Origin of the sequence: Shouchella xiaoxiensis (genome assembly GCF_016907895.1) — a bacterium.
In the GTDB taxonomy this organism is placed as follows: Bacteria; Bacillota; Bacilli; order Bacillales; family Bacillaceae_D; genus Shouchella; species Shouchella xiaoxiensis.
Window position 1 is genome coordinate 221,698 of record NZ_JAFBCV010000003.1, and the last position, 14,929, is coordinate 236,626.

The 14,929-nt window shown below is 38.4% G+C and carries 16 protein-coding genes; 12 read left to right on the forward strand and 4 right to left on the reverse strand.

Annotated features, from left to right (window positions below; translation table 11 throughout):
- The first annotated feature begins 9 nt into the window (after window positions 1–9).
- The 8 genes from ccpN to JOC54_RS06565 all read left to right on the forward strand — a co-directional run bounded on the left by ccpN (window position 10) and on the right by JOC54_RS06565 (window position 7,704).
- Window positions 10–654 carry a transcriptional regulator CcpN gene (gene ccpN / locus JOC54_RS06530; RefSeq protein WP_035418287.1) on the forward strand — a complete coding sequence of 215 codons (645 nt, stop codon included), beginning with the start codon at window positions 10–12 and terminating at the stop codon, window positions 652–654.
- A 23-nt stretch (window positions 655–677) separates the two neighbouring features.
- Window positions 678–1,493, forward strand: coding sequence for a pyruvate, water dikinase regulatory protein (locus JOC54_RS06535; protein ID WP_035418288.1), 816 nt, complete (start codon window positions 678–680; stop codon window positions 1,491–1,493).
- A 257-nt stretch (window positions 1,494–1,750) separates the two neighbouring features.
- Entirely contained in the window at window positions 1,751–2,203 is a 453-nt protein-coding gene (locus JOC54_RS06540; RefSeq protein ID WP_204465237.1) for a YaiI/YqxD family protein, read from the forward strand.
- Window positions 2,204–2,226: 23 nt separating this feature from the next.
- Window positions 2,227–4,035 (forward strand): DNA primase, encoded by a 1,809-nt coding sequence (gene dnaG, locus JOC54_RS06545; protein ID WP_204465239.1) that lies wholly within the window; start codon window positions 2,227–2,229, stop codon window positions 4,033–4,035.
- 31 nt (window positions 4,036–4,066) lie between these two features.
- Window positions 4,067–5,188 carry an RNA polymerase sigma factor RpoD gene (gene rpoD, locus JOC54_RS06550; protein ID WP_035418292.1) on the forward strand — a complete coding sequence of 374 codons (1,122 nt, stop codon included), beginning with the start codon at window positions 4,067–4,069 and terminating at the stop codon, window positions 5,186–5,188.
- Window positions 5,189–5,452: 264 nt separating this feature from the next.
- Window positions 5,453–5,833 carry a c-type cytochrome gene (locus JOC54_RS06555; RefSeq protein WP_035418293.1) on the forward strand — a complete coding sequence of 127 codons (381 nt, stop codon included), beginning with the start codon at window positions 5,453–5,455 and terminating at the stop codon, window positions 5,831–5,833.
- Between the two features lie 48 nt (window positions 5,834–5,881).
- Window positions 5,882–6,583, forward strand: coding sequence for a tRNA (adenine(22)-N(1))-methyltransferase (locus tag JOC54_RS06560; protein WP_204465241.1), 702 nt, complete (start codon window positions 5,882–5,884; stop codon window positions 6,581–6,583).
- Window positions 6,580–7,704, forward strand: a complete 1,125-nt coding sequence (locus tag JOC54_RS06565) for a Nif3-like dinuclear metal center hexameric protein (protein ID WP_204465249.1) — start codon at window positions 6,580–6,582, stop codon at window positions 7,702–7,704. Before JOC54_RS06560 ends, JOC54_RS06565 begins: the two co-directional genes overlap by 4 nt.
- A gap of 33 nt (window positions 7,705–7,737) precedes the next feature.
- On the opposite strand, the gene JOC54_RS06570 is transcribed toward JOC54_RS06565, so the two are convergent.
- From JOC54_RS06570 to vrrA, 3 genes are all read right to left on the reverse strand, one after another.
- Window positions 7,738–8,682: a 4-hydroxy-3-methylbut-2-enyl diphosphate reductase gene (locus JOC54_RS06570; RefSeq protein ID WP_035418297.1), complete on the reverse strand. Its 945-nt coding sequence runs from the start codon at window positions 8,680–8,682 to the stop codon at window positions 7,738–7,740.
- 112 nt (window positions 8,683–8,794) lie between these two features.
- On the reverse strand, window positions 8,795–9,286 hold the full coding sequence (locus JOC54_RS06575; RefSeq protein WP_035418299.1) for a CarD family transcriptional regulator: 492 nt from the start codon (window positions 9,284–9,286) through the stop codon (window positions 8,795–8,797).
- Between the two features lie 105 nt (window positions 9,287–9,391).
- On the reverse strand, window positions 9,392–9,958 hold the full coding sequence (vrrA, locus tag JOC54_RS06580) for a VrrA/YqfQ family protein (RefSeq protein ID WP_204465251.1): 567 nt from the start codon (window positions 9,956–9,958) through the stop codon (window positions 9,392–9,394).
- Between the two features lie 141 nt (window positions 9,959–10,099).
- On the opposite strand from vrrA, the gene JOC54_RS06585 reads away from it, so the two are divergent.
- Complete coding sequence (locus tag JOC54_RS06585) at window positions 10,100–11,458, forward strand: DEAD/DEAH box helicase (protein ID WP_204465253.1); 1,359 nt, start codon at window positions 10,100–10,102, stop codon at window positions 11,456–11,458.
- A gap of 13 nt (window positions 11,459–11,471) precedes the next feature.
- The gene (locus tag JOC54_RS06590; protein WP_081765598.1) at window positions 11,472–12,350 is read left to right on the forward strand and encodes a deoxyribonuclease IV; all 879 of its coding nucleotides are present in this window, start codon (window positions 11,472–11,474) and stop codon (window positions 12,348–12,350) included.
- Window positions 12,351–12,423: 73 nt separating this feature from the next.
- Here JOC54_RS06590 and JOC54_RS06595 read toward each other — a convergent pair whose 3' ends face one another.
- Window positions 12,424–12,687, reverse strand: a complete 264-nt coding sequence (locus JOC54_RS06595; RefSeq protein WP_204465255.1) for a DUF2624 family protein — start codon at window positions 12,685–12,687, stop codon at window positions 12,424–12,426.
- 210 nt (window positions 12,688–12,897) lie between these two features.
- Here JOC54_RS06595 and JOC54_RS06600 point away from each other — a divergent pair, with 210 nt between their 5' ends.
- Complete coding sequence (locus JOC54_RS06600) at window positions 12,898–13,959, forward strand: two-component system sensor histidine kinase NtrB (protein ID WP_204465257.1); 1,062 nt, start codon at window positions 12,898–12,900, stop codon at window positions 13,957–13,959.
- Window positions 13,960–14,283: 324 nt separating this feature from the next.
- On the forward strand, window positions 14,284–14,910 hold the full coding sequence (locus tag JOC54_RS06605) for a lytic transglycosylase domain-containing protein (RefSeq protein WP_239586612.1): 627 nt from the start codon (window positions 14,284–14,286) through the stop codon (window positions 14,908–14,910).
- The last annotated feature ends 19 nt before the right edge of the window (window positions 14,911–14,929 follow it).

A 14,929-nucleotide genomic window follows, 5' to 3' on the forward strand; every position in this document is an offset into this window, starting at 1 on the left:
TAAAGAGAGGTGAGTCTAATCGAACTTTCAAAAAGGCAACATCTAATAATTGATATTGTGAAAGAAAATGGCCCCATAACAGGTGAACATATTGCTGAACACCTTTCTTTAACTAGGGCAACGCTTCGCCCAGACTTGGCCATTTTAACAATGGCTGGATTTTTAGATGCGCGTCCGCGCGTAGGGTATTTTTATACAGGTAAATCAGATGCAACTGTTTTATCTGATGAAATCCAAAAAATTAAAGTACACCATTATCAATCAAGACCGATCCTTGTGGAGCAGTCCACCTCTGTGTATGAAGCAATTTGTACGATGTTTTTAGAGGACTGCGGTACATTGTTCATTGTTGATAAGCAGTCAACACTTGTCGGAGTAGTCTCTAGAAAAGACTTACTCCGTGCAAGCATGGGTGGGCAATCAATTGATACAGTCCCAGTAAGTATTATCATGACACGAATGCCGAATATAACGATGTGTGAAAAAGATGATTCAATTATTGAAGTTGCACAGAAGTTGATCTCAAGACAAATTGATGGTCTGCCAATAGTAAAAAAAGTCGAGAATGGGTCTGGATACGAAGTAATTGGAAGAATTACGAAAACCAATATGACTTCACTGTTAGTCGACTTGTCTTCAAATGATATAAATTAATATTAAGGAACGGGGGAGTGTTTATGACTGCTCAATCAGAACGGCTCGTTGTGTACATTGTGTCTGACTCTGTTGGTGAAACGGCTGAATTAGTTGTTAAAGCAGCTGTAAGTCAATTTAATGGATCAAATGTAGAATTGCGCCGCATTCCATACGTGGAAGATAAAGGGACAATACTTGAAGTTGTTCAAATTGCTAAAAAAGCAAAAGCGCTAATTGCTTTTACATTAGTCGTTCCTGAGATAAAAGAGTATCTTATTGAATGTGCTAATGAAGCAAATGTTGAAACAGTTGACATTATTGGTCCAGTGCTTGGGAAAATTAATCAGTTGACTAATGAAAAACCACGCTATGAACCTGGACTTATTTATCGATTAGATGAAGACTACTTTCGTAAAGTTGAAGCGATTGAATTCGCTGTTAAGTACGACGATGGCAGAGATCCTCGAGGAATTATTTTGGCGGATATCGTTTTAATTGGTGTATCAAGGACCTCAAAAACCCCTTTGTCACAATACTTAGCTCATAAACGTTTAAAAGTGGCGAATGTCCCATTAGTACCAGAAGTAGAGCCTCCCGAGGAATTGTTTAAAGTATCCTCAAAAAAATGCATCGGTTTAAAGATTAGCCCTGAAAAATTAAATAGTATTCGAGCTGAACGACTTAAGGCATTAGGCTTAAAATCAGAAGCGAATTATGCAAATATTAATCGGATAAAAGAAGAGCTACAGTATGCCCAAGAAGTAATGGATCGCGTTAATTGTCCGGTAATTGATGTCTCAAATAAAGCGGTTGAGGAAACGGCTAACTTAATTTCCAATATGTTTCAGAATCATTAAGGATAAATGGAAACTGTTTACTGTTCAAAATAAGACTTATAAGATATAATTGCCTATTGGAGCATGTATATTATTTGTTTGACAGTTTTTAAGTATAAAAAGCACTGAGAACAAATAAATTTAAAAAGTCAAGACTTTTTCTCGTTTTTTTGGTAATGATAGAAATGAAGGCTGTAAATAAGTAGATGTTTCGACAAGTTCTTATTTTTTTCGTCAAGTTTGAAGGAGAACGAGTAAAGAATGTTGAATAATAGCTTATGAGTTCAATGATTTATGTTGATGCTGATTCATGCCCAGTTAAGGAAGAAATTATTTCTCTTTCTCGTAAATACAAAAAAGATATGGTCTTTGTTTTTTCTTATGCTCATAATATGAATTTGCCTGAAGATGTGAAAACAGCTGTAGTAGACACTGACAAAGAGGCTGCAGATTTATACTTATTGCAGCATGTTAAACGAGATGACATTTGTATTACACAAGACCATGCTCTAGCCTCCCTTCTTATTATAAAAGGAGTAAGTGCATTGTCCCCGAGAGGACACATTTTTACTGAGGAAGAAATGAATGGGCTGCTGCAGTCTCGTTATGCATCTCAAAAAGCAAGAAGGGCTGGAAAAAAAACAAAAGGGCCAACTAAGTTTACTGAAGAGGACCGTATTACATTTTATCGTGCGCTTGAAAACAAACTCGCGCAACAGGAATTTAGTTAGGAGAGTTGTGGTGATTCTTAATCGTGGCTTTTAAGATTCCTGATGAAAAACTAATTGAGGTTCGAGATGCAAGTGATATTGTAGAAGTAATAGGGGAGTACGTCCAGCTAAAGAAACAAGGAAGACAGTATGGAGGATTGTGCCCATTTCATGATGAAAAATCACCATCTTTCTCAGTTTCGGAAGAGAAACAAGTCTATCATTGTTTCGGCTGCGGAGCAGGTGGAAACGTCTTTACTTTTTTACAGGAATTAGAGGGATGGTCTTTTTCAAAAACCGTTACTCATCTTGCAAAACGTTCGCAAATTGATTTGCCGAATCTTCCGGCTGTAGCTGAGGAGGGAAAAGACTCTAAGTCAGCAAAAGCAATGAAAGCTGGACATGAGTTAGCAGCTTCTACTTACCATAGTATTTTGTTATTAACTGAAGAAGGTGCACCCGGCCGAGTTTATGCGGAAGAGAGGTTGTTTTCGCAAGATCAATTAGAACATTTCAGAATTGGCTTTGCTCTTGACCAGTGGGGGACACTCGCTCAAATCCTGGAAAATAAAGGGTTTAATCTTGAGGAGATGGAAGCCTCAGGGTTAGTGGCTAAACGAAAAACGGAAGGCTATTATGATTTATTTCGTAATCGACTAATGTTTCCGATTACGGATAACAGTGGAAACGTTATTGCTTTTGGGGGAAGAATAATTGGTGAAGGGCAACCTAAGTATTTAAATAGTCCTGAAACGCCAATTTTTCAAAAAGCAAAGACGTTGTTTCATATGCATGAGGCTAGACCAAGCATTCGAAAGAAAAATAAAGCTTTTTTATTCGAGGGTGCGTTTGACGTTATGGCAGCTTGGAAAGCAGGTTTGCCCAATTCTGTAGCGACCTTAGGAACAGCTTTAAGTCAAGATCATGCAAGGCTGTTAAGAAGAAATACAGAAGACGTTGTGCTCTGTTTTGATGGGGATAAGGCTGGAAGAGAAGCTGTTCGTAAAGCAATTCCTATTTTACAAGAAGCAGGCTGCAATGTACAAGTTGGCTTGCTACCAGAAGGTTATGATCCTGATGATTTTATAAAACAATATGGGAATCAGGCATTTCAAAAACTAGTAGAAAATGATTGTTTATCCGTACTATCCTTTCGTATGCATGATGCAAAACAAGGAAAAAACATGCAGAATGAAGGAGAACGGTTACGCTATATTGAAGAAATGATTCAGGAGTTAGCGCAGCTTGAGCAATCAGTTGAACGAGAACACTATGTTCGGCAACTTTCTGAGGAGTTTCAACTATCTATAGATGTACTCTATCAAGAAATTCAACGAAAAGAGCAACAAGTACAGAAGGAAGCTTGGAAACATCAGCAACCAAAAGTACAGGCAGCGTCACAAACTAAGAGACGAGATCAATCATCCCGCCCTTTAGCGGCTCATCTCAAAGCGGAACAATTGTTGCTAGCTTATATGTTGCAAGATGGTGAAATGATCTGGCGTGTTTCTGAACGATTAACAAACGGGTTTAATCATGATGAACATCAAGCTTTATATGCTTATTTGCTTTCATTTGTTTCGCGCAGCCCTAAAAAGGGAATGAAAGAGTTTGTTGAAAGCTTAGAAGACATGAAGCTAGCAAAGCTTGCTGCTTACCTTTTGATGCAACCTTTAAAAGAAGAGTGCACAGAAGATGAATTAAATGATTATATTGTTCGAATTGAGGATTATCCAAAGTGGGCTTCAATTAAAGAACAACAGCAGGCGGCTCGGTTAGAACAAGATCCAATACGAGCTGCACAGAAGCAAATGGAGCTCATACGTTTAAAAAAAGAAATGCAGAGTAAGTAGGAATTGGTTAATTTCGGAAGGAGGGGATCGAGTGGCTGATAAACCGTTACGTCCAGTAACTGAAGGTGATATGACCATCGATCAAGTAAAAGAACAATTGGTGGAACTAGGCAAAAAACGTGGTACGCTTACGTATGCCGAAATTACAGAGAAAATGGCTACGTTTGAACAAGATTCCGACCAAATGGATGAATTTTATGAATACCTTGGCGAGCAAGGTGTGGAACTGTTGAATGAAACGGATGATGAAGTTCCATCTATGCAACAAGTAGAAAAGAACGAAGAAGAATTTGATTTAAATGATCTTAGTGTCCCTCCTGGAATTAAAATAAATGATCCTGTTCGTATGTATTTAAAAGAAATTGGTCGCGTACCACTTTTATCTGCTGAAGAAGAAGTTGAATTGGCTAAACGCATTGAACAAGGTGATGAGGAAGCGAAAAAGAGACTTGCTGAAGCAAACCTCCGCCTTGTTGTTTCAATTGCAAAACGGTATGTTGGCCGAGGTATGTTATTTCTTGACCTTATTCAAGAAGGTAATATGGGGCTTATCAAAGCCGTTGAAAAATTTGATTATGACAAAGGCTTTAAATTCAGCACGTATGCAACTTGGTGGATTCGTCAAGCGATTACACGTGCAATTGCCGATCAAGCTAGAACGATTCGAATTCCTGTTCACATGGTCGAAACAATTAATAAGTTGATTCGAGTTCAGCGTCAATTATTACAAGACTACGGACGCGAACCTACGCCAGAAGAAGTTGGGAATGAAATGGATTTAACGCCTGAGAAAGTGCGTGAAATCTTAAAGATTGCGCAAGAACCTGTATCGCTTGAAACACCTATTGGCGAAGAGGATGATTCGCATCTCGGAGATTTCATTGAAGACCAAGAAGCGTTAGCACCTTCTGATGCAGCAGCCTATGAATTATTAAAAGAACAGCTTGAAGATGTACTTGATACGTTAACGGATCGCGAAGAGAATGTATTACGACTTCGATTCGGATTGGACGATGGAAGAACAAGAACACTTGAAGAAGTTGGTAAAGTGTTTGGTGTTACGCGTGAACGTATTCGTCAGATTGAAGCGAAAGCTCTTCGTAAACTTCGTCATCCTAGTAGAAGCAAGCGTCTTAAAGATTTTCTCGATTAAGTATGTATACACCGATCTGCCTACATGAGATCACTTATGTAAGGTAGGTTGGTGTATCTTACTTTCTATTTTACTGTTTCTACAAAAGGAATGCAAATTATTGTTGAGAATTTTCTCATAAATTTATGGAGTGATGCCTTCCGTTAATTTTTGAGAAAAATAAAGGGAAGCCTTTTCATAACGGTGTATTTGCAGTAAAATGTAAGAGATTCGTGCTTTTTTACATAGTAGTAGACAGATCGAACACGAAAGGAGAGCACTGATATGAAAGGACGTCCTTTAATTCCATTTGCTTTTATAGCACTTCTTGGAATCGTTTTAATGGTTGTATTTTCGGCGATCGGCCAACAAGAACGTGCCGGTAGAGATGAAGAAGGAGAAGAAGCTCCTGAAGCACCTGAGATTACTGATGCGATTGAATATGGACAAGGTATTGTCGAGCAATCATGTATTAGCTGTCATGCGAACGATTTAGGTGGAACAGATATTGCTCCAGCAATTAATAATCTTAGTGGTCAATTATCAGAAGATGAAATCGTTGACATCGTAACAAATGGACAAGGTGGTATGCCAGAGTTCGGCAGCAGTTTGCATCCTGATGAAATTGATGCGATAGCAGAATATCTATTATCATTATCAGAATAAGAGCGGGGGAGCTTCCCTTGCTTTTTTTCTATTGGAGGAGAACAGGCGTTGAATGCAAATCAACTGTCTACTCGTTTAGAACGAGTAGCGGATTATTTAAAAGGGTTTCAAACAATTGCAGACATTGGTTCAGATCATGCTTATTTACCATGTTATTTAGCTTTAAATAATAAAATGGTTAAGGCAATTGCTGGTGAAGTAAATGATGGGCCGTATCAATCGGCTCAAGCGCAAGTGGTTAAATCTGGTTTGTCTGAGCAAGTACAGGTTCGTAAAGGAAATGGATTGGCTGTAATAGGCGATCAAGATCAAATTGAGGCAGTTGCAGTCGCTGGAATGGGTGGACCATTAATTGCATCTATATTGGAAGACGGCAAGGAGAAACTTAATGGAATAAAACGACTTGTTTTGCAGCCAAATATTGCAGCCCATACAATTCGTATATGGCTTGTTAAGAATGGATTTACTTTAGTAGACGAGATTATGATTAAGGAAGACGATAAAATATATGAAATTCTTGTAGCTGAGCCAGTAGTGCACCCTCCCACATACACCGCGGCAGACGTTCTTTTAGGTCCGATTTTAAGAGACAAACAAGGCTCGGCATTTAAAGAGAAGTGGGAAAGGGAGGTTCATAGCTGGGAGCAAGTGTTGAATCAACTACAAAAGGGTAAAGCATCTAAGGAGAAAGAGATAAAGCACCAAGAATTGATGCAAAAGATTTCGCTTGTGAAAGGAGTTTTATCATGAATAAGCAATCCATCCATGCACAAACATTTATTAATGAGTTCGAGCAGTGGGCACCTAAACGATTTGCAGTAGAAGGCGATAAAAATGGATTAATGGTTGGGTCTTTAAATAAACAAATTGGTAAAGTAATGGTTGCTTTAGATGTACTAGAAGAAACGATGGATGAGGCAATTGAGAAAGACGTTGATTTTATAGTAGCCCATCATCCCTTACTATTTCGTCCGTTAAAACAAATTGATCTTGAAACACCTTTGGGCAGAATTATAAAAAAAGCAATTGAACACAACATTACAATCTACGCTGCACACACTAATTTAGATGTTGCAAACGGTGGGGTAAATGATCTACTTGCAAAACAATTAAAGCTTACTGACTCCAATGTTCTTGTCGAAACACATCAGGAATTAATGAATAAATTCGTCGCTTATGTTCCTAAGTCCCACGCCGATAAAATTCGCTTAGAACTTGGCAAAGTGGGGGCTGGATTCATTGGGGACTATAGCCATTGCTCATTTTCGGTACAAGGTACTGGTAGTTTTCGTCCAACAAATGAAGCTGATCCCTATATCGGAGAAGCAGGAAAGCAAGAGTTTGTAGATGAGGAACGAATTGAAACCATTATACCAACAAGATTAAGCAAAACGGTTATAGCCGCTTTTATTAGTGCTCACCCATATGAAGAACCTGCTTATGATCTATATCCTTTAGATCAACCGAAAGAAATGCTAGGTCTTGGTCGGATAGGCACCGTACATCAACAACAATCGCTCAAATCATACGTCGATTTTGTTAAAACTCAATTAAACGTGCCCCAGGTTCGTGTTGTTGGAAACCTAGAAAAGACGATCAAAAAAGTGGCAGTTTTAGGCGGTGATGGGAACAAGTATGTGTTAAATGCAAAACGAGCGGGCGCTGATGTTCTAATAACAGGAGATTTGTATTATCATGTTGCCCAAGATGCTTTGATGGAAGGGATGACGATCATTGATGCTGGTCATCATATTGAATCGATTATGAAGCTTGGCGTTGCTAAAGAGATGGAGAACCGTTTATTGAAAAATGGTTATGAGATTGAGGTAGTAGCTTCTGAGCTAAGTACGGAACCTTTTAAATTTCTATAAAAAAACCCGGTGCATGCACCGGGTTTTTTTATATTATTTTTTTACGCGTACTTTTGGGAGGATTTTATCAATCGGAACTTTCTTCGTTGTATCCCATGTTTCATCATTTTCTGGCACGTAATTCTCGATAAAGGTAATAACTTCTTTAGTAATAGGAGTTGGCGTAGATGCGCCTGAAGTTACGCCGACCTTAGTGGCGTTTTTAATCCAATCTAGTTGAAGTTCTGATAGGTCACCAATTCGATAAGCTGGCGTGCCGGCAATTTGCTGCGATACTTGCGCGAGTCTATTTGAATTATTACTCTTAGGGTCACCAACAACAATTACAACGTCACACTCAGATGCTTGTTCAGCAACTGCCTCTTGTCTCACTTGAGTAGCTAGACAGATTTCATTGTGAACTTCTGCTTTAGGATAAAGTTCCATAGCTCGCTTCATAATATCTGAAACATCCCACTGGCTCATTGTTGTCTGGTTTGTAATAATAATATCTCGATCATCTAATTTTAATTGCTCAAGATCATCCATCGTTTCAACTAAATGAACGGCATCAGGAGCAACTCCCATTGCACCCTCTGGTTCCGGATGGCCTTGTTTCCCTACATAGATAAATTGATGTCCCTCTGAAGCTTTTTCGCGAATTAAGTCGTGAGTCCGCGTCACGTCAGGGCAAGTTGCATCGATACATGTTAGCCCTTTTTCTTTTGCTAAGCGACGAACCTCTGGAGAGACGCCATGCGCTGTAAAGATAACTGTTCCGTGTGTAACTTCTTTAAGGATATCTAAGCGATTTGGTCCATCAAGAGAGATGATTCCATCTTCCTCAAATGCATCTGTAACATGTTGATTGTGAACAATTTGACCAAGTATATAAAGTGGCCGTGGCAAGTCCAAGTTCTGAGCTGCTTGTCGTGCCATCACCATTGCGTCCACTACGCCATAACAATATCCTCTTGGAGAGATTTTTAATACGTCCATTTAAATGGCCTCCTATTAAAAAAACAGGCTTTCATTAAGGTGAAAGCCTTGTTTAATTACTTCAAATTCTATTGTAAAGGAGATTGGTGTAGCTGACAATCAAGACGCGTTATTAATTTGCAGCTTCGAGTAAATTTGTGTCGATAAATTCATAAGCCTTCTCTTCAGAGTAGTCTTCGACGATGACAAGCTCACTAACAAGCATCTGTCGTGCTTTTTGTAAATGGTGACGATCTTGAATGTGCAAACCATTTGACCGTTCCGCTTGTTTTTTAGAAAGAGAGGAGACCAAATGAGCTGCATCAATAATACTACCGCTTTTAAGTAAATTTTCTGTGTCGCGTGAAAACTGGCTTGTCGATGGCGGAATTTCTGGTCCATTTTTAAGTGCTACGGCAACGTTCTCAATTTCAGCGGAGGAGATCACTTTTCTGAGTCCAGATTGATCAATACGTGTTTCTGGAAGCATAAGTGTGACATCAACTAATGGAAAGTGCAAAATGAAATATGAATGTGTTTCACCTAGCACGTTTTTCTCCTCAATATCTTGAATCGTTCCTGCACCATGGTACGGGTAAACAACGTTGTCTCCTACTTTAAACATGGACATTCCTCCAATCAAATGATAGTAACAATCATAACACAATTGAACGCAAATTTCAAATTATACTACTGTATGTGGAAGCTTGTCAACACATTTAATTAGTTTTCACACATATAGTTTCGGAACAGACATACCCGTTCGGGCTGGTTCCTTATTTGGTTTTGGTAAAGTTGAAATTGTAGTCGGGGTAGGTATCTCAGTCGCTAACTCGTTGGTTTGAACAGTCTTTTCCTCTTTTATTTGATCCGTATTAGATACTGCTTGTGTAGATTGATTAAAAGAAGAGGGTTTAGGTGATTTCATTGAGCGCATCATTTTCCATAATGTCGGTACATTTTTAACGAAAGGGCCGTATTGTTGAACCATTGGAGCAACTTGTTGAGTAATGCCCATTACTCGCTGCGTATGATTTAGTATAGTCGTTAGATTAAGTCCACCACCGCTTAATCCGCCACCTCCAAATGAACCTGACGCGAAGCCACTTCCACCAAGTAATCTTGCAAGCAGTCCACCACCTGCTCGACTAGTAGCCATATTAGCAACTTGCCCAGGCATAAAAGAAGAGGCTCCAGCTTGCATCATCGGAGCGGATGATCCAAGTAAGCGGCTTGAACCGGAGATCATGGGTTGCATAGGGATCGGGCTAGATGGTGGTCCTAAATAGGGCTGCATGTTCATTCTCCTTCCGTAAGCTTCTTATAAATAATATATGCGTCCTTTCAAACAATTGTGCGTAAAGAGGCGATGGACGTAGGTGTATGCTTATGATAAAATGAACTATTGCATAAAGGAATTGGAAAGTAGGAATAGAAAATGAATGCAGAAAATTTTACTAGACTAGGGATTAAAGAGCGCCTTCAACATGCTTTAGTTGATATGAATATAACAAAGCCAACGGAAATACAGGAGCGATTAATTCCAGCAATTTTAAATAAAAAAGACGTAATTGGGCAATCTCAGACTGGTACAGGTAAGACTTTTGCTTTTCTTTTGCCAATTATTGAGCAGTTGGACTTAACCAATCAATCTGTTCAAGCTATTATTACAGCGCCGACACGAGAACTGTGTAGCCAGTTGTTTGATGAATTAAAGAAATTGATCGTCCATTATGAGAATGAAGTGGATGCCCAGTTATTTGTTGGGGGTACAGATCGCCAAAAACAAATTCAAAAACTTGGACAGGCACAGCCGCATATTATTATTGGCACACCTGGTAGAATTAAAGATTTGATTCAAAATCAAGCGCTTCATCCACATACTGCAACAACCTTTGTGGTTGATGAAACGGATCAAATGCTTGATATGGGCTTTATCGAAGAAGTTGATGGAATTGCTTCAAGCATGGCTGATGATCTACAAATGCTAGTCTTTTCGGCAACGGTACCCGAGAATTTACAGCCGTTTTTGCGAAAATATATGAATAACCCAAGGCATGTTCATGTGCAACCTGAGAAATTGGCTGCTGAAAAGGTAACACATCAGCTGATTCCGGTTCGCCATAAAGAAAAGATGACTGTTTTAAAAGAAACGGTAGCAGGAATAACGCCATATTTAGCGATTATTTTTGCGAATACGAAAGAACAAGTTGATCAAATAGCGGATGAATTAGCTGGAGAAGGTCTCTTAATTGATCGACTACACGGTGGGTTGCCGCCGCGTGAACGTAAGAAAGTAATGAAGAAAGTAGAAGATTTATCAGTGCAGTTTTTAGTTGCGACTGATTTGGCAGCAAGAGGGATTGATATAAAAGGGGTAACTCATATCATTAATTACGAGTTCCCAGATGATCTTGATTTTTACATTCACCGTGTTGGGCGAACAGCGAGGGCTGGGGCTGATGGCAAAGCGTTATCGCTTTATGAGCTTTCGGATGAGGCTGCTTGTGCAAAGCTTGTTAAACGAGGTATTCGTTTTACTTTTGTTGAACGGAAGCAAGGAGAATGGATTGAAGTAAAAGCTCCGCTTGGCGCTGCCCGAATGAAGCAAAAGCAAGAGAAGCCAGAAGGACAAATCAATTCTTCTGGAAAACAAACAGAACAAGAAAAACGAACTGGTGGGAAAGCCAAAGCTAAACCGAAGAAAGTTAAGCCTGCTTACCGACGGAAAGCAAGAACGGCTAATGAAAAGCGTCAGAGAAGAGATTCAAAAGCGCGATCCAAGAAAAATAAATAAAGGAGTGTAACATGTGACATTAAGGATTGGTTCTCACGTTTCAATGAGCGGAAAAAAAATGTTGCTACAATCAAGTGAAGAAGCAGCTTCTTATGGTGCAAACACGTTTATGATTTATACGGGTGCGCCGCAAAATACGCGACGTAAAGCGATTGAAGATCTAAACATTGAAGCAGGACAGGCGCACATGAGGGAGCACGGTATTTCTAATATCGTAGTGCACGCTCCCTATATTATTAATATCGCTAATACAGAAAAGCCCGCAACATTTCAACTTGGGGTAGACTTTCTGCGTTCAGAAATTGAACGAACAGAAGCACTTGGAGCAAAACAAATCGTCCTACATCCTGGTGCCCATGTTGGTGCTGGGGTAGATGCTGGCATCAATAAAATTATTGAAGGCTTAAACGAAGTACTTACGGAAAACCGTGATGTGCAAATTGCCCTTGAAACCATGGCTGGAAAAGGAACAGAATGTGGTCGGTCTTTTGAAGAAATTGCTAGAATTATTGAAGGTGTCACAAACAACGACCGTTTATCCGTCTGCTTTGATACATGCCATACGCATGACGCAGGTTATGATATTGTGAACGATTTTGACGGGGTTTTATCAGAATTTGATAAGATTGTTGGTATTGACCGCATTAAAGTGCTTCATATTAATGATTCTAAAAATGAACGATCTGCTAAAAAAGACCGTCATGAGAACATCGGACATGGATTCATCGGATTAAAAACGCTCGATTACATTGTTCATCATGACCAATTAAAAGAGGTCCCAAAAATTTTAGAAACGCCTTTTATTGGTGAGGATAAAAAGGATAAAAAACCTCCTTATCGCCATGAAATAGCTTTACTTCGTCGCGAAATTAGTACACCAATTGAAAAATAAAAATAAGCTAGACCACGGTTTATGAAACTTGTGGTTTAGCTTATTGTACTTTCGCTGATTTTTAGCTCAATCTTTACAATAAATGGCTATATTGTTGAAAAAGGTCTTCAACAATTGTTGCTACTTGAGGATCTGTCTCACGTTTTAATCGCTGCACAATTTGTTCAATTTGTGCTTTATTACCAACATCTATTTTTTGTGCGTGAACAATTTTTAATATTTGCGTCGCTTGTTCATGAGATAGGGTGTATCCTTGTTTCTGTGCCAATTGTAGGAAATCGTGTTCATTAATAGAATTTACCTTTTGATTGATGAGCTGTTGCATGATGAAGTTCATGATGACACCGCCCCTTTAATAAAAGTCACGATTATTGTATGAGTTGAAATAAATTAGTAGAACAAAAAAAGGAAAAGGCGTACTTTTCTAGAATAAGTAAAAGAAAGAAAAAAGATGTCTTTAAAGAATGCTGATTATTGAAAAGGGGAGGGGCCACTAGTGGTGAACCAAAGCAATAGTCAAGTTGAGGGCCCTAAAGGGAGTATACATATGTTACAAAAAGAAATGAATAGTGAGCGTTCATCATATTCCAACACAAATATGTCCATGTTTTCATTGATTAAAGAACTGGACCTACCATACATAAAGGTTGATAATTCATTAAAGCAATTGCATTGGAGTGACTCATTTAGCTACATAATGGATGTAAACGAAGCTGATTTTGGTCAGTATACATTAGCAGAACTAGCTGCCACTGATTTATTGATTGAGTTCATTTATGGACAATTGAATCTAAGCAAAAAATATAAACAAATTATAAAAAATGTGTATGAGCATGAAGAAGAAGTCATTCATGTAACAATCTTTCCTAAAACGGAAGATAACGGCATCTTTTTTTATGTTATCTTGGAAGATCTTTCTCTGCAGCTAAAGTATGAAGAACTTCTAACGTTTCAACATCAAATGCAAACAGTATCTCATATCGCCGCAGGTGTTGCCCACGAATTAAGAAATCCATTATCCGTAATAAAAGGGTTTTTACAACTGTCTCATTTAACCTGTGACTTTCAAAAGTATTACAACACAATTATTTCAGAATTGAATCGAATGAATATTATTATTGAGGATTTTTTATCTGTATCCAGAAAAAAGAATACTCGTAAATGGCAGTCACCCGCCAATTTAATACAGTCTTTAACCGAACTAATGAAAGCAGAGTGTTTGTTGCATAGCGTGGAGCTTCAAGTTCAATTTGACAAAACACCGTCAATTTGTCACATAAATGAATCCATGTTCAAACAAGTTATGTTAAATTTGTTGAGAAATGCCATTGAAGCTTTTGATGAGGAAACGTCGTACCGTTATTTAAAAGTACATAGCAAAGAGATAGGCGAATTTGTCCATATTGAATTAATTGATAATGGTAAAGGGATGCCTAAGGAAGTGTTAAATCAGCTTGGACGACCTTTTTTTACTACTAAAGATAAAGGAACGGGAGTTGGGATTCCTTTATGTAAAAAAATAGTTGAGGACCACGGTGGTCAATTCGAAGTTTCTAGTGAGACGAATGTTGGCACAAATGTAAAAATTATATTCCCTTTACTTCTATAAAAGGGAATTGTTTCATCTATTACCATCTCTTTAAATGAGCCAATAAATGATGATACGTATGCTGATCATTTCATATTATGTTGAAATGACGAGCATTTCAAAGCATGAAGGATTAAGAAGCCGAAATAGCGGCTTTTTTTATACTAATGATCAAAATGTACGCTTTGTTACGAATTGATTAAGTCCCTTTTTTAAACTACGCTACTCCCGTTCAATAGAATGATGGGAGTGATAAACATCCGTAAAGTTAAGAAAATAATTGTTGCCATGTTCATAGTTACAGTATTCATTAGTACTGTTTTAATTATAAAAGAATATCAAGAAATGAAGCGAGATTTACAAGCTACACATGAAGAATTAGATGACTTATACAAATCTATGAGAAATGATATTGAGACGATCCCAGTAGCAACAACGGCGTTCGAATTTGATGAGAATCATCAAGTCTGGGCCGATTCGATGAATGTTGCAATTGATCTTCATTTAGACAGTAATGGCTATTTTAAAAAAGAATGGGGTCTTTATTTAGGTCATCTGGCTTCTGATAAAGAAATAAACCCGTATTTAGTTTATGAATTGCTAAAAGTGGAGAGTGGAGAAACATTTGATACGGATGCAATTGGTCCAGATACCCAATATGGGAACGCTTATGGAATGGCACAGTTTATGACGAATACGGCCCCATGGATTGCTGAGAAAGCAGGGGTTGAATATGAAAAGGAACTGTTGTTTGACCCATATTACGCAATCCAGCTATCAATTGAATACCTAGATTTTCTGTATGGAGAATACGGGAATTGGAGTGAAGCCTTAACGGCTTACAATAGAGGAATGGGTGGCCTACAGCAGTATATCAATCAAAACGGTCATGCAAACAGTGAATATGCATCAACTATAAAAGAAAAAGCAGCTCAACATCAGAATGCAGCATTTGCTTATGACGTTGATTAAAGAGCAACCGAAAGGTTGC